At 41.9% G+C, this 14,086-nt stretch carries 14 protein-coding genes; 6 read left to right on the top strand and 8 right to left on the bottom strand.

Annotation, left to right across the window (positions count from 1 at the left end; translation table 11 throughout):
* Nucleotides 1–27 precede the first annotated feature (27 nt).
* Both ACQYAC_RS15465 and ACQYAC_RS15460 read right to left on the bottom strand, forming a co-directional pair.
* On the bottom strand, nt 28–960 hold the full coding sequence (locus ACQYAC_RS15465) for a DMT family transporter (RefSeq protein WP_429943626.1): 933 nt from the start codon (nt 958–960) through the stop codon (nt 28–30).
* The gene (locus tag ACQYAC_RS15460) at nt 950–1,777 is read right to left on the bottom strand and encodes a helix-turn-helix domain-containing protein (RefSeq protein ID WP_429943625.1); all 828 of its coding nucleotides are present in this window, start codon (nt 1,775–1,777) and stop codon (nt 950–952) included. Before ACQYAC_RS15460 ends, ACQYAC_RS15465 begins: the two co-directional genes overlap by 11 nt.
* A 154-nt stretch (nt 1,778–1,931) precedes the next feature.
* Here ACQYAC_RS15460 and ACQYAC_RS15455 point away from each other — a divergent pair, with 154 nt between their 5' ends.
* Nucleotides 1,932–2,606, top strand: coding sequence for a GntR family transcriptional regulator (locus tag ACQYAC_RS15455; RefSeq protein WP_429943624.1), 675 nt, complete (start codon nt 1,932–1,934; stop codon nt 2,604–2,606).
* Nucleotides 2,607–2,742: 136 nt separating this feature from the next.
* Entirely contained in the window at nt 2,743–3,039 is a 297-nt protein-coding gene (locus ACQYAC_RS15450; RefSeq protein ID WP_008347156.1) for a DUF3817 domain-containing protein, read from the top strand.
* Between the two features lie 177 nt (nt 3,040–3,216).
* Here the strand turns inward: ACQYAC_RS15450 and ACQYAC_RS15445 are convergent, their stop codons facing one another.
* On the bottom strand, nt 3,217–5,466 hold the full coding sequence (locus tag ACQYAC_RS15445) for a hypothetical protein (RefSeq protein ID WP_429943623.1): 2,250 nt from the start codon (nt 5,464–5,466) through the stop codon (nt 3,217–3,219).
* A 160-nt stretch (nt 5,467–5,626) separates the two neighbouring features.
* Between ACQYAC_RS15445 and ACQYAC_RS15440 the strand changes: the two genes are divergently transcribed.
* Nucleotides 5,627–5,845, top strand: a complete 219-nt coding sequence (locus ACQYAC_RS15440; protein ID WP_429943622.1) for a hypothetical protein — start codon at nt 5,627–5,629, stop codon at nt 5,843–5,845.
* A 13-nt stretch (nt 5,846–5,858) separates the two neighbouring features.
* Nucleotides 5,859–6,041, top strand: coding sequence for a hypothetical protein (locus tag ACQYAC_RS15435; protein ID WP_429943621.1), 183 nt, complete (start codon nt 5,859–5,861; stop codon nt 6,039–6,041).
* Between the two features lie 613 nt (nt 6,042–6,654).
* On the opposite strand, the gene ACQYAC_RS15430 is transcribed toward ACQYAC_RS15435, so the two are convergent.
* Nucleotides 6,655–7,077 (bottom strand): pyridoxamine 5'-phosphate oxidase family protein, encoded by a 423-nt coding sequence (locus ACQYAC_RS15430; RefSeq protein ID WP_058015354.1) that lies wholly within the window; start codon nt 7,075–7,077, stop codon nt 6,655–6,657.
* Between the two features lie 290 nt (nt 7,078–7,367).
* A complete protein-coding gene (locus ACQYAC_RS15425) occupies nt 7,368–8,237 on the bottom strand; it encodes an SDR family oxidoreductase (protein WP_058015353.1) in 870 nt (289 codons plus the stop codon).
* Nucleotides 8,238–8,392: 155 nt separating this feature from the next.
* Between ACQYAC_RS15425 and ACQYAC_RS15420 the strand changes: the two genes are divergently transcribed.
* Nucleotides 8,393–9,004: a class I SAM-dependent methyltransferase gene (locus tag ACQYAC_RS15420; protein ID WP_429943620.1), complete on the top strand. Its 612-nt coding sequence runs from the start codon at nt 8,393–8,395 to the stop codon at nt 9,002–9,004.
* Between the two features lie 16 nt (nt 9,005–9,020).
* Here ACQYAC_RS15420 and ACQYAC_RS15415 read toward each other — a convergent pair whose 3' ends face one another.
* The 3 genes from ACQYAC_RS15415 to ACQYAC_RS15405 all read right to left on the bottom strand — a co-directional run bounded on the left by ACQYAC_RS15415 (nt 9,021) and on the right by ACQYAC_RS15405 (nt 13,038).
* Nucleotides 9,021–11,108: a BglG family transcription antiterminator gene (locus ACQYAC_RS15415; RefSeq protein WP_429943619.1), complete on the bottom strand. Its 2,088-nt coding sequence runs from the start codon at nt 11,106–11,108 to the stop codon at nt 9,021–9,023.
* A 125-nt stretch (nt 11,109–11,233) separates the two neighbouring features.
* Nucleotides 11,234–12,316 carry a C45 family peptidase gene (locus ACQYAC_RS15410; protein ID WP_339164951.1) on the bottom strand — a complete coding sequence of 361 codons (1,083 nt, stop codon included), beginning with the start codon at nt 12,314–12,316 and terminating at the stop codon, nt 11,234–11,236.
* An 89-nt stretch (nt 12,317–12,405) separates the two neighbouring features.
* On the bottom strand, nt 12,406–13,038 hold the full coding sequence (locus ACQYAC_RS15405; protein ID WP_058015349.1) for a GDSL-type esterase/lipase family protein: 633 nt from the start codon (nt 13,036–13,038) through the stop codon (nt 12,406–12,408).
* 403 nt (nt 13,039–13,441) lie between these two features.
* Between ACQYAC_RS15405 and ACQYAC_RS15400 the strand changes: the two genes are divergently transcribed.
* Nucleotides 13,442–14,077: an FMN-dependent NADH-azoreductase gene (locus ACQYAC_RS15400; RefSeq protein ID WP_034283819.1), complete on the top strand. Its 636-nt coding sequence runs from the start codon at nt 13,442–13,444 to the stop codon at nt 14,075–14,077.
* Nucleotides 14,078–14,086: the final 9 nt, after the last annotated feature.

Genomic DNA, 14,086 nt, shown 5'->3' with positions numbered 1-14,086 from the left:
TTTCAATGGATAAAGGCGCTTTTTTAATCAAAGCGCCTGTTTATCCTGCAAAAGCAACGAGGGTTTCTCCTTCTTCCCCCTCGCACCTTTTTTATCTGAAAGCAGCAGTCCGCCTAAGGTCAGTGCCGTTCCGAGTGCTGACATGAGGGTCAATCTCTCATGAAGAACGATCATTGAAATAACCATCGTAATAATAGGAACGCCATAAATATACACACTCGCTTTCACCACACCGAGCGTTTTCACTGAAAAGCTCCATGTGAGAAAACAAATGGCAGATGCAAACAGGCCTAAAAACAATAAGTGAAAGGCAAACGACGGCGTCGTCAATCGCTCCCAGTCTATACGAATCTTAAAATGCCAAATTAGGGGAAGCATCCAGAGCAAGCCGTAAAAAAAGACACGTCTCGTCACTTGAATGATATGGTATCCATATTGGTTAATGATTTTCGATAAAATAGAATAGAAGGCCCAGACAATGGTCGCCGTTAATGCTAGCGCATCACCGATTGGATTCAATTGGAACGTCGTCATTCCATTAAAGCTAATCAGTACAATTCCTGTCATCGCGATGAAAAAGCCTATGAAAAACCGGCGATGCAAAGGCTCATCTTTCAATAAAAAATAAGCCAATAAAAATGAGAAGAATGGTACAACTGAGCTGATGACACCTGCATTCGAAGCGAACGTATAGGTGAGTGCGACATTTTCTAAAAAATAGTATAAGACCACACCACATAACCCTGCGAGCGCAAACATCGCTTCATTCTTTTTACGTTGCACCTTCATGGTGATCGGATAGATCAACATCAGAGCGAGATATCCAATAAAAAACCGGAAAAATAATATTTCTGTTGGTGAAAAAGCCGTTAACAATATTTTGGTTGAGATAAAGGTCGATCCCCATAGAAAAATGGTGAATATGGCCGCTAGATGACCAAGAAGCTGGTTATTTTTCATCTGCTGTTACCTGCTTTGCAAAAATGTACTGATATTGCCCTGGTGTGAGCCCAATAAATTCTGAAAAAAAATGACTCAAATGACTTTGATCAGAAAAACCGGCGGAGACTGCCGCATCTACAGGCTTCACTCCTCGTGAGAGAAGCTCCTTCGCATAATTCACTCTCACTGTCTGTAAATAACGATACGGTGTGATCCCTCTGTACTTTGTAAAAGCTCGCAGAAGAGAGTATTTGTTCATGGACACTAGCTCTCCTAAGTCGTCTAACGATATATTTTCCGTAAGGTGTGTTTCAATATATTGCTGTACGTCTTGGACTTTCTGTTCGGCAGCATGCGCTGCTGATGCTTTTTCCTCTGATGTATCAGCGTAGGCTTCAATCAGCTGCTTCATAAAGAAATAAAACGTTTCCTGTTTATTCAAAGCTGGGGCTTCTTCTGTAATCATTTGATGAAGATCATATAATGACTTTGTCAGTTCACTTTGTGAAAACACAGGGTCTTTAAAATGTGGTTTGTACTGAAATATCTTCTCTATTACATCTGCTTCTATATTTAAACAGCGATAATCTAATGTCCTGTGATCCATCTGCTCGCATGCGTGATTGTCATATGGATTAAAAAGAAGGATGTCTCCCTTTTCAATGATGTATTCTTCATTTTGGCAAATCAAACGTCTTTGACCATCTTCAATAAATCCAATCACATAGTATGTATGAAAATGATTCGGGAACTTTTGCATGATGCCATGAAAGCGATACGCCTCTATTTGCAAGTCCTGATCAAAATGTACCGTTCGTTCTTCTTGTGTTTTCATGTCGATCCCCTCTTTCACTGAACTGATCATTAGTGTAGCACACCCTTTTTCTCTTGCATTGTACGATATTGACTTTTCCGATGCAGGGTTGCCTAGAGGGAAAAACTTGGATAACATGAGACAAAAGATGATGTGTAAATGAGGGAAGGACAGGATGAATTCATTCGAGATGGAAAGACCAGTACCATACCATATGCAATTTTATGAACAGCTGAAGCAAATGATTTTTGATGGACAGTTTCAGCCAGGCGAACGCATCAATGAAACACAGCTTGCCAAACAATTTGGTGTAAGCCGATCACCGGTGAGAGAGGCGATGAGGCTTTTAGAAAAAGATGAGCTCTTGATCGCTGACCATCGGTCGGGCTACTCTGTTTATACGTTAACGGAAAAAGATGTCGAGGAGCTTTATCAAATTCGGATCGCCCTAGAAACACTTGCTGTAGAGCTTGCATGCAAAGAGGCCACGCCAAGAGAGCTGGATGAAATTGAGCAGGTCCTCACGCAGGCAGACGAAGCAATCAAACAGCAGCTGCCATCTAAAGACATCGTTCAGCTACATGAAGGCTTTCATCAAAAAATCATTCTAGCGAGCCACAATCACCGCTTATATAAACAATTGAATCATGTGAATGCACTCATTCATTTTTGCCGTATCTTTCATTTTAGCGGCGGGGCGCGCGCTGAGACGATTCAAACAGAGCATGCTGCCATTTATTCTGAAATAAAAGAGCGCCGCTCCACAGAAGCCGTTCAAGCGATGACGAATCATTTGTTACATGATGTGATGCACTTAAAGCAAGTACTCTCTGAAACAAACAAGGATTAAGTGATTTTTCCTTTTTCCCATTTTTTAAGCATTACATGAACATATTTTGAATTTTTCGTAGATTTCAGCATGTCCCGACGATCTTTCGTTTATATTAGAAGATGAGAAACTAGCTTTTATACAGGAGGATTTGTATATGCATACAAGTATTAGCCGTCTTCGACAGGCGGGTTTTATTGAGGGTATGTCTCTTTTGACCCTTCTTTTAATTGCCATGCCTCTGAAATATTTTGCGGATATTCCGATGGCAGTCACCATTGTAGGCTCTCTTCATGGCGCATTGTTTGTCATCTATATGCTTATTTTGGCATATGTGACCTTTAAAGTTCGCTGGCATTTGAAATGGTCGATCGCTGGTTTTTTTGCGGCTTTCATTCCTTTCGGCAACTTCGCCTATGATAAGGTGCTCCGCCAGTATGATACAAAAGCTTAATCAAAAAGGGCTAAAACGACATTCGTTTTAGCCCTTTTTCTCCTTTTCAGCGTGATAGAAAACCTTTGCAGCCCTAGGAAGGACGGCTACTTTTGCGGAGCGAATTTGACATTCGTGAGCACCAGCACGCAGGACTGACACCGAATGCGAGGGTTTGTCTACACACTGAAGTATTTTTTAAATCGATGCATATTTCACAATGGCTGCTTGACGCGTCATTTCGTGATATGCCACCCATAATTCATCACCCGGCAGTACGCTAGTGATTGGATCGATTGGCTGTTTCACTTCATACATGATGCCATCTCTCTCAATCTGAATGATCGCTAGCGGCTGGTTGCCGATGACACCAGCAAATGCGACATGGGTCACTTTTGCACTTCCTTGTTTCTCTTGCATGAGGCTGATTTCTTTATCCAGCTCTTCTTGTTTTGTCTGCATCGTGATTTGAGTTCCTGGCGCGACCTCCATATGATCAGGGATGAATTGACTGACCGTTTTTGTGATGGACTGATTCCCGCTAGAAACCGTCACATCCAGCATGATCGGCTTCTGACCATGAATCGTGACTGGATATTGCTTCACCCGCTGGATGGTTCCTGTTAATGTTACGTCTTTCCCCGATCGATTTCGCACTTCATGGCCATAGGCTGCCATTTTCAACTGACCGCTGATGTCGACGAGATCGGCTTTCTCTCCTGTTCTAAATTCAAAACCAGCGGCTTGAATCATCGGAATGGTATACCTTTTCTGATCTGCTTCAAATGTAAGCGATAAGACAGTGCCTCGTCCTACGGTTCCATATGATTCTATATCTTTTAAAACAGCGCCTTTGATAAACTTTGGCTCACTTGTCTTTGAGAAGTCCCCCTCTTTTAAGAGCATCGCCTTTTTCTTCTTCGGATTGTAAAGAACGGGAATACGCTGACCCGGCTGCGGTATCTGCGTATAGGATACAACCGTTTTAACCGTCTTCTCGATGTTTTCCCCATCATATTGAAATTGCAGCTGCATTTTGACAAGCGGCTGTTCGTTGATGTAGGTACCCGTTTCTTTGACAGATACAATATTGGCTTCTAATGTGACACTGTCCTTGATCTTATTCTTTCTCACCAGTCTCAAAATCGGCGGCAGGAAGATGGCTAGCACAAATAACATCAGTGGAATAAACAGCCATATCGCCCAGTTGAGAATGAGCGGTCCGCCTTTCATGACATATTGCATAAAGGTGTCAACAGACGTTTGGTGAGCAGGACTTGCGTTTTCGATTGAGATGACTTTTTGCAAAGGAAATTCCTTTAGCTGTTTGCTTTTCGTCTCAAATGCACCCGTTAATTGATTTTCGAATGAATAATAGATCCAATCGCTTTTCACATTTTTATTGAAAGAGAGTCCTTCTCTTTGTAAATTTTCATATGAAAACGAATGAAAAAGCTTGGTGACAGACGTTGTCTTATTCGTGCGATGGTTATAAATATAACCAGTCAGCTTGCCTTTTGCTTCGTCCTTTGCTGTAGAGCCTGCAAGAAGAACTTCTTCTTCATTAAGCTGGTAGATAAAGGTTTGATAAATTGGTTTTGGTGTTGGGACGACTTCTCCAAGCCTTCCCTCTGCATTCACTTTCCGTGGTCTTTTTGGATAGTTAGATTCGACAGCGACTGCGAAGTTTTGGGATGTTCCGATCGTTTTTTCCAGCTGCTTCTCCACTTTATCTTCAATGAGGCTAAACGGTTCAGCGTTTTTGGTGACATACACCCCAAGCTGGTTCTTATCGTTTGAGACTCCGCTGACATACGCCTTCTGATCATTTTTCAAAGTCAATTCAAATATAGGAATAGGCGTCTGCCCTCTAAAGGAATTCATGACGACATCGATGGAAACGGGTCTTGCTGGCAGTTTTAGCTCGTTGAGATTGTGCACATGAAACTGACCATTCTTTAGCTCACCAAGGACCGCAGCGGTACCTTCCATTTCTCCTGTAAACACAAGCCGTCCATTCCATTGATATGTATTCGTTTTTAAAAACGAGGGTATCTGTAGATTTTGCTTAACGAGCTCTTTCTTTTCCCCGCTCGGCGTTAGTTTCTCGATCAACAGCTGCCCCTCTTTATTTTTTAAAGCAAGTAAGAGGTTGTTCCCTTGAATGGATGGCAGTATTTCATTAAACGTATCGCTTTCCGTGGTCCATTCACTGATTCTTTTTCCTGATTGAGAATCATACATTCCAAAATGGAGCTGCTGGTCTTTTGATACAGCACTCACCACTCGTTTCCCTTCATCAAATGTAAATATTTGTTTGATGTCATATTGCGTTGCTTTCCTTGCTGACAAATCATCTTGGTAATGGTTCCACACCAAGACACTAAGAATGATTGCTGGAATAAAGAAGACAATATACCTGAGGAAAATCACTGGTATTCTTTTCACTTGATCGCTTCCTTTCATGAGGTTCCTTTATCTTGTACGTTAGTGCAGCGAGAATGTTTCATGCTAGAAGAATACCATTCCAACTTTCCAAATCCATATTTTACAAACTTGGTTGTTTGCGATAAAATCCAATCAGATTCGAAAAAAGGATGTTATCTCAATGGATAAGCTATCATCGATCATTCTAGTGGCTTGGCTGCGTGTTCCTCGTTGGTTCAAGCAATGGGTGCTTGTATCCATTTCCATTTTCTTTTTTTATATGTGTTTTGTAAAGGGGCTGACTAGCTGGCACACCTTGCCACCTGTCACTTTGCTCTCATGTGTGATTGCTTCCTTCATCATTTGGCTGATGTGGCTTAAAGGTCAAAAAAATAAGTGAAAAGGGGAAAATGATGAAACAATCGATTCTTTATTTTGTGATTTCTTTTGTTCTGCAATTGGTTTGGTTTGGTCTTGTGCATCCAAATAGAGGCGTGACACTGCTGGACATGTTCATGTTTTCTATTTTGTTTGCAGTGATGTTCTTTTTTATTGAGCGGATTTGGCGGTATCAGAAGAAAGGACAAAGTAAATGATCATGAAGCCCGCCTTATTCACTCTGATCATCTGTGCATTCATCTGCCTGCTGCTAGTGTCGAACCCTTTTGGAGCGGACGCTATGCGATTGGTTTGTATCTTCCCTTTTCTTTGGCTCATTGGTTTCGGGTTCCTATTGTTTAACCCAATGAAAAAGGCTGCCAAATAGATGGCAGCCTTTTCTTTACTCTTTTCATGCAAATAAATAATCAATGTTTAATCTCCGTTATGGAGTGTATGAATTAAGATTCGATCATATCAGTGTGTCATATGTGTTCCGAATGAACCTACGTTTGAAAGTAAACGCCATGGAAGTTCTGGATAACAAGACAACGAAAGCCCTACCTCTCATTCGTCCTTACGGCTCCGAAGCCGTGCCAGTGTGAATTGTAAATCAAAACGTCTTTTTTCCACTCTTCCGCTTTTATAGGGGGCGGGTGCAGAAGGAAAAGAATAAGTTTGCTCGCTTTGACAGCGTCTCGTTCTTATCTAGTAGAAGCTCTATTGCTTCTCATTATGTCATAGAAAAAAGAAAGTTTACTTTCTTTATTTATTTGCTTATTTCAACACTTAATATCATATTATAACACGCTCCCCCAGCTTACGCAAGTGTTAAAGTGATAATTCTGCTGGTGTACGGCTTCCTTCATTCATGTAACGAATGGAGGTTGGATCAATCTTCAGAATCACTAGGTTCGGATCATCTTTTCCTTTAAACCATTTCTCCATTTCCTCAGACCAAAGGCGGTCGATTAGTTCTGGATCATCGGTTAATGTGGCGGTGCCTTCGATTTCTGCATACGTATCACCGAATCCTTCACCTGAATAACCAATGAGAATATGGACGTTCGGATTTTTTTCAATTTCATCTGCTTTATGTGTTTCTTTGCTTGTTGGTGTATATAATGTCAGTCCCTCATGAAAAAAAGTCATGTAGCGGGTATGCGGTTTATCCTGTTCAACAGTCGCCAGTGTTCCAACCTTTTGTTCATCTAATAGGTTGAGTACCTTTTGTTTTAATTCTTCTTGTGACATATCGTTTCACTCCTTCAAATTTCATCCGTACTCTTAGGTTTCCACGACAATCCATTCATTAAACAAAGAAATGTGTTTTTCATAAAAAGAGAGCTTCTGGCTGATGCTATAGAAAACAGGCTCAATGAAGGGAGAAGTTGAACATGCATCATGAAACGATGTTCCATTTAAGTTCACTTGTCATTGCGGCAGTTGTTGTGGGCATTATCGTATGGTCTGTCTCATCTGTGCAGAAGAATCGCAAGAAATACTAAAGACACCGCCCAATCAGGTGGGCGGTGCGCTATTGATCATGTATTCATAAAGGAACCGCCGTTGACGTGTAGTGTTTGTCCTGTCATATAAGACGATTCGTCAGAAGCAAGCAGTACATAGCAGCCAACATGCTCTACAGGCTGTCCTGGTCTTCCCATTGGGGTTTCTGCCCCGAAGCTTTCCACACTATCCTCATCAAATGTAGATGGAATAAGCGGCGTCCAAATTGGACCTGGCGCTACACCGTTCACCCGAATTCCATCTTTCACAAGCGACTGTGCCATAGAACGCGTAAAGCCGTTGATGGCCCCTTTTGTCGCCGTATAATCAATCAGCACTTTGTTGCCTCGATATGGGTTAATGGAAGTTGTATTAATAATTGAACTTCCTGGTTTTAAGTAATCCAGTGCTTTCTTCGTAAAATAAAAATAAGAATAGAAGTTGGTTCTAAAGGTTTGGTGAAGCTGTTCACTAGAAATATCCTGAATCCGTTCTTTCGGGTGCTGTTCAGCCGCATTATTCACTAAAATATCTAATTGCCCAAAGGCTTCAACTGTTTTTTCTACCGCTTTCTCGCAAAATGCTTCGTCACCGACATCTCCTGCAATCGTTAAACATTTGACGCCTTCCTGTTCTACGCGCTTTTGCGTATCCTTTGCATCCTCATGTTCATTTAAGTACACAATGGCGACGTGTGCCCCTTCTTTTGCATAGGCAACAGATACAGCACGTCCAATTCCACTATCTCCGCCTGTAATCAATGCAACTTTCCCTTTAAGCTTGCCAGACCCTTGATATGATTCATCCTCAAAGATCGGCGCAGGGTTCATTTCCCTTTCACTGCCTGGCTGCTGATTCTGCGTTTGGCGCGGAATGCCATTTGTTAAATATTCACGTAAATCCATGAGTAAGCTCCTCCTTGATTTGTTGATGTATCCTTTCATTACCACCTCATTTTTTCACTCAAACATCCCTATGCGGCACAGATGCGTTTTGAAAATCGGCATGTTTCAAGATGGATAAAATCGGTTACATGATCAATAAAAAGGAGCGTTCTCAAATGCTGTCAACCATTTCGAAAACCTTTAGCAAACCAAAAGGCTGGCTCGGAAGCATCGCAGGCTTCATTATGGCAAAAGAAAATAAAGCGTTGAATCAGTGGGCCATCCAGCACTTAGATCTGACAGATGGTGAAAACATTTTGGAAATCGGCTATGGGCCCGGCTACAGCATCAAGCATATGCTTAAGCATTATAAAGATCTTCATATAGATGGGCTAGATGCTTCCTCGACCATGCAGGAGCAAGCACAGTCCCGCGTTAGCAAACGGTCAAAGGACAAACAAGTCCGTCTATATGTAGGAAAAATCGAGAAAACACGTTTGCCGGGAGAGCAGTATGACAAAGTACTGTCTGTGAACAACTTTACGATTTGGGATGATCCAAAGACTGGCCTGCTCAACCTTTATCACACGTTGAAACCCGGCGGAAAGCTCGTCATTGTGATGCAGCCAAGAGAAAAAGGTGCTGATGCGAGCCGGACAAAAGAGATGGGTGAACATATATTGAATGATCTACAGTTTGCAGGGTTTGACCATTTTTCTGTTGAGTATGAGGAAATTCATCCAACGCTTGCTGTCTGTGTCACAGCCAAAAAGCCGAGAATCGAATAAGCTCTCGGCTTTTTTCTTACCATTTTGCTTCTTTTACAAATTGATAGAACAGCTGATGCAATTTCTGTTCAATGTCTTCCTTTGATCCATGACCATAAAGTGTCATGCTTTCCTCACTTTCAATGATAGATGAACTGATCAGACTAAACATTTCTGACCCTTCCTTGCCTAGCTCTTGCGGCGCCAGCATCATGAGCATTCGTGACATCTGCTGCTGCCCGCCGTCCATGCTTTTCACCTCGTATGCCTGATCAAGATCATACATATGAAAGATTGGTTCCTTGATGAATGCATGCTTTAAATGAAAAAGAGCAAATTCTGTACCAGGAATCCCTAAACCGCCTTGCTGTTCACGTTCTAGTAAACCGCTTGCTACCTCATCCGCATGTGTGATAAACCCTTCATCTTCAAGCTGACGAAGCAGCCGCCTGATTGTTGCCTCATGCTGCGGCATTGCCTTTCTATTTTCGATGGTAAAATGGGACAGGATGCTGCGAATCACAGACATGTAATTCGTCACCTGCTCTGCAACCGCCATCATATTAACGTATTCTTGTACCGGTTCTTTGGCAGCTTCTTTCATCCTTTTTTTCTCGATCATATAAGGAATCTTTCGTTTAATATGAGCCTTCACACGCATAGCATCATCCTCGTTTAAGAGCGGACTGACCATGATGTAATCGATATGCTCATATGGGATAGGGACGGTCGAGACAATCATGTCATAGCTTGTTGCATCGATTTCTTTTAGTTCCATCAAGGAAGACAGATCAAATTCGGCGATCTCCGGCAATTCTTTTTTTAAACGAGATGCGAGCATTTTCGACGAACCGATGCCGCTTGAGCACACGACCAATGCATGAATGTTCGTTTCTTCTTTTTTGATTTCAAGCACTGAGCCAAAGTGAAGCACAATAAAGGCGATTTCATCCTCTGGAAATTCGATCTCTGGAAAGAAACGCTCGACTCCTTCTTCAATTGCCATGAAAAGCAAAAAGTAGTCCTTTTTAATTTGTTGTGTAAGTGGATTATAGATTCTCATCTTTTCCTTTAAACGGTTCATGGCAGGTTCGAGATGAGACACGAGTCCCTCATACAATGAATCATTTTCATTTAAATGGTAGCCGGTTTTATTTGAAATAAAATCAATGAGCTTCTTCGTTCTAATTGCGATATCCAGCTCGATTTCATCAATACGGTATTCTGCCCCAAAGCTGCGGTTTGCACTGCGCAGATGGATGGTCATATATCCAACTTCTGCTTCCGGGATCTCGACATTAAACATGCGTTCAAGCGCTCTTGCGATTCGCAGTGATGATTCAAATTCTTTCGTCCGCTTTAGTTCAAGCAGCTCTTCCTCTTCCATGCGAATGGTTTCGCCAAGCTGAATCCGTTCAATGGCATAGGTTAAGTGAACGACAAGCGCAATATAGGCGCTATCAGATAAAGAGAGTGACAGTCTATTTTTTAAATGAAAGAGCAGTCTTTCTACCTTAAGCAGCTGCCCTCTGCTGACAACGCCAAACACCTTTTCCGTCGCTTTCGTTCGATGCTTGATATTCATTTCAATTGTTTCTAAAAATAATTGAATATCGAGCCGGTCGACAATGAGGTTGCCGACAATCTTTCGTTTCGCTTCCTCCGGTCCTTTTAATTCAATGCCATACCCGCGTTTTCGGATCAGCTGCAAACCGTAAGGCGCGATCCACTCCGTCAGTTCATCTAAGTCATAGCTGATGGTCGCATTTGTGACCTGCAAATCGGCAGCGAGTGTATATAATTTCACCGGTTCCTTTGCTTCAAGCAGCGCACATAGGATTAAGAGCTTCCGTTCGTCAGAGCTATATTCAATTTGATCCTCATTTGACATATGAGCAAGAAGCCGCTGTTTATCCTCCTGTTCACCGACTGCCTTCAAACCTTTCCCCGGCTGTTTATCTAGTGAAAGGTCATAATTCTTTAATATGGGTTTAATCGATTTTAGTTCTCTATGAATCGTTCTTGTACTCACTTGAACAGAATCGGCTATCTCACGAATGGTGACATAACGATTTTGCTGAATGATGTATTTGATGATCTTCTGTTCTCGTGCCGTTATGTACATGAAATGCCTCCCTCTGCAAAAATAGGTCTATTGTCACACCTTAATACGCTTTCAACAAACGATGCAATCTTAAGTTGATCTGACTTTGGCACATCAGCTGTGACAAAATTAAATACAACGTCTGATCATACATTTCTCCAAAATGACGGTCCATAATCCTTTTGATGAAATTGAACCTTCTGTTCATGAAAAGGCAGTGAACCCCCAGCTTTTAAAGAATACGTCGGATTGTATACTGGAGAGCCAAAGCAATAATCCATCGTTCCTTCTTCCGGGCGAAAGATGACGGTTCGCATTGTTCCAAACAGCTCCTCATAATTGTGCACAGCTAGACCATCAGGATATTCTGTCTGAAACAGCTTAGTAAGAGAATCACTTGATCGTCGTTGTTCTAAAGCCTCCAGTAACATGTCGTATCTGACAACAGAATGATGTTTCGTCATTCCTTTTGCCGTTTGATCAGCAAGCGGATGGTTTGTGGCTGCAATATAACCTGCCTCCGGTCTTCTCACCATTTTCAGGCCATCAATGATTTCAATTACAGCCGCTTCTCCTTTTCGATCGGCAAGCATAAGGTGAACATTAGAGGCAACAGGCATTTCCTGAATAGAGAAAATGGCTTCCTCAACCGTTCTACAGGTTTCCAGAACAGACCGTATCACATGATACACTTGCAAGCCGGCAACTGCCGGAGGCTTTAAACCTGGTTCATTTCCAACCGGCGGACCACATGCAGAGAATGTGACAGAAAGACCATGCTCATTCATCCCATCAGATCTGCCAAACAAGAGCAGCGACGAGCCTGTATGATATGCCAAGCCCTCCACATGTGTCGTCACAAGACGCATATCATCAAATATCGGGGAAAAATCATAGTTTCGCAGCATGATCGTTTGTTGACCTGCCCCCATATTTCCCTGCCTCACACAGTGGGAACAGCCTGGCTTTAGATGAGATGAATAGTAAAAGGTCAAATAACGCTCATCCAATTGCAGTTCATCACAAAATCCAGCAATCTCTTCTTCTAACTGGGGAAGATATGGGCGCATCAGCTGCTTCGTTTCTTTCACAGCCTCTTTTTCAAGCGGTTCTGTTCGAATGTATTGTGTCTGTAGCCCTTGCTTCTTCTTCATCCAGACAGCCTGCTGCTTTCCCACTTCATAAGCGGTTCCTGTCATTTCTTGAAAATATGCACTGATTTCCTCCATGCCTGAACACCTCTTTCACCTTCGTTTCTTTTATCATATCGAAACACTCCTTCATTTAAAAGGATGAAAAAAACTGCAATCCCAATGGATTACAGCTGTTTGCAAGATTGTTGAAACAATGTTTTTGCCATTGCTTCATATCCTTTATGATTTGGATGAAATTGATCAATCGATAAGTACTCATGTTCATGTCCTTCAAACGCCCGGTACACATCCACGACCTCTACATGCGGATTTGCAGCAAGCGAGCGAAGCTGATGATTATATTGCTGAAGCCACCGCCCGGCTATTGGTATTTGCGGAAAAGGATTATATAAATTCATGAGATATATGCAATAGGCCTGCTTCTGTCCCTTTTTGATCTGAGCGATTTCTTGAATCATTTTGTTGAAATTTACTTGGCAATGCAGTGTCGCTTGCAGCAGTTTCTTTTCATCTTCACCCTTTTCATACTGCTGAATCGCTTGAACAAGGTCATTCCCACAACCTGTGATAGTGATGATGTCAGCTGCTGCAATAGCACGTCTCACATCAGATCGTTTGAACAGCTGTAAAATCTGATCCGTCGTTAACCCTGACTTTGCAAATACAGACAGCTCGACTGGTGTATGTGTCTTTTTTTCAAGCATCCACTGATACCGCTCTGCGAAGCCTCCGCCAAATAAACGTGCCCCCACTCCAACTGTTAAGGAATCTCCAATCGCAACATAGGATCGTCCCACTCTTATCCCTCACTCTCTCCTGCCTTCTCTTATATATACGAAATCGGAGAACAGATGCTTGTAGCAGATGACTTAGAGACATTCATCTTTTTTTCATGAGACGTCTTTACAAACTCTTCACTTGCGAGATCGGTTGATTTTTTGTTCAATAAGAGTAGGTTAAGATCATGAAATTTGCACCTTCATGCGTTCCAGAAAAATTTACAAACTTTTTATCTTGATTTCGAGACTTTATACCTTGACTTCAAACTACATTGTGATTACAATAAAAATATCAGTTTTTATGTAACTGTGCTTGTTACATCTTTTTCATAGCATTCCAATATGATTAAAGATGCCACATATTCAGTGTATCTTTGGGATACGCTAAAAAAATCACTGAAACAGAAAGGATTGAATGAACATGGCAAAAGTTTTATACATCACTGCACATCCGCATGATGAAACAGTTTCTTACAGTATGGCTACTGCTAAAGCATTTATCGAATCTTATAAGGAAGCAAACCCAAGTGACGAGGTTGTACATATCGATTTGTACAAAGAAAACATCCCTCACATTGATGCAGATGTATTCGCTGGCTGGGGTAAGCTGCAATCAGGTGCTGGCTTCGATACACTTTCAGCTGAAGAGCAAGCGAAAGTTGCTCGCCTAAACGAATTAAGCGATCAATTCGTTTCTGCTGACAAATATGTATTTGTTTCACCACTTTGGAACTTCTCATTCCCACCAGTTCTTAAAGCATACATCGACTCTGTTGCTGTAGCTGGTAAAACATTCAAATACACTGAGCAAGGTCCTGTTGGATTATTAACAGACAAAAAAGCTCTACACATCCAAGCACGTGGCGGATACTACTCTGAAGGTCCTGCTGCTGAACTTGAAGCAGGCCACCGTTACCTTGGTACAATTGCGAGCTTCTTCGGAATTCCTTCTTTCGAAGGTCTTATCGTTGAAGGTCACAATGCTGAACCTGCGAAAGCAGAGCAAATTAAAGCAGATGCGATCGAACGTGCAAAAGCTTTAGGTAAAACTTTCTAATTAACTGAA

Source organism: Bacillus sp. MM09(2025), from assembly GCF_050496725.1.
GTDB classification, from domain to species: Bacteria; Bacillota; Bacilli; order Bacillales; family Bacillaceae; genus Bacillus; species Bacillus pumilus.
This window is presented reverse-complemented; position numbering and strand designations above follow the sequence as displayed.

Excerpts from the sequence above, each read along its gene's own strand:
- ACQYAC_RS15450 (WP_008347156.1), top strand. The coding sequence starts at position 2,743 with ATGCATACAAGTATTAGCCGTCTTCGACAGGCGGGTTTTATTGAGGGT.
- ACQYAC_RS15440 (WP_429943622.1), top strand. The coding sequence starts at position 5,627 with ATGGATAAGCTATCATCGATCATTCTAGTGGCTTGGCTGCGTGTTCCT.
- ACQYAC_RS15410 (WP_339164951.1), bottom strand. The coding sequence starts at position 12,316 with ATGGAGGAAATCAGTGCATATTTTCAAGAAATGACAGGAACCGCTTAT.
- ACQYAC_RS15460 (WP_429943625.1), bottom strand. The coding sequence starts at position 1,777 with ATGAAAACACAAGAAGAACGAACGGTACATTTTGATCAGGACTTGCAA.
- ACQYAC_RS15425 (WP_058015353.1), bottom strand. The coding sequence starts at position 8,237 with ATGGATTTACGTGAATATTTAACAAATGGCATTCCGCGCCAAACGCAG.
- ACQYAC_RS15420 (WP_429943620.1), top strand. The coding sequence starts at position 8,393 with ATGCTGTCAACCATTTCGAAAACCTTTAGCAAACCAAAAGGCTGGCTC.
- ACQYAC_RS15465 (WP_429943626.1), bottom strand. The coding sequence starts at position 960 with ATGAAAAATAACCAGCTTCTTGGTCATCTAGCGGCCATATTCACCATT.
- ACQYAC_RS15400 (WP_034283819.1), top strand. The coding sequence starts at position 13,442 with ATGGCAAAAGTTTTATACATCACTGCACATCCGCATGATGAAACAGTT.
- ACQYAC_RS15455 (WP_429943624.1), top strand. The coding sequence starts at position 1,932 with ATGAATTCATTCGAGATGGAAAGACCAGTACCATACCATATGCAATTT.
- ACQYAC_RS15415 (WP_429943619.1), bottom strand. The coding sequence starts at position 11,108 with ATGTACATAACGGCACGAGAACAGAAGATCATCAAATACATCATTCAG.
- ACQYAC_RS15430 (WP_058015354.1), bottom strand. The coding sequence starts at position 7,077 with ATGTCACAAGAAGAATTAAAACAAAAGGTACTCAACCTATTAGATGAA.
- ACQYAC_RS15435 (WP_429943621.1), top strand. The coding sequence starts at position 5,859 with ATGAAACAATCGATTCTTTATTTTGTGATTTCTTTTGTTCTGCAATTG.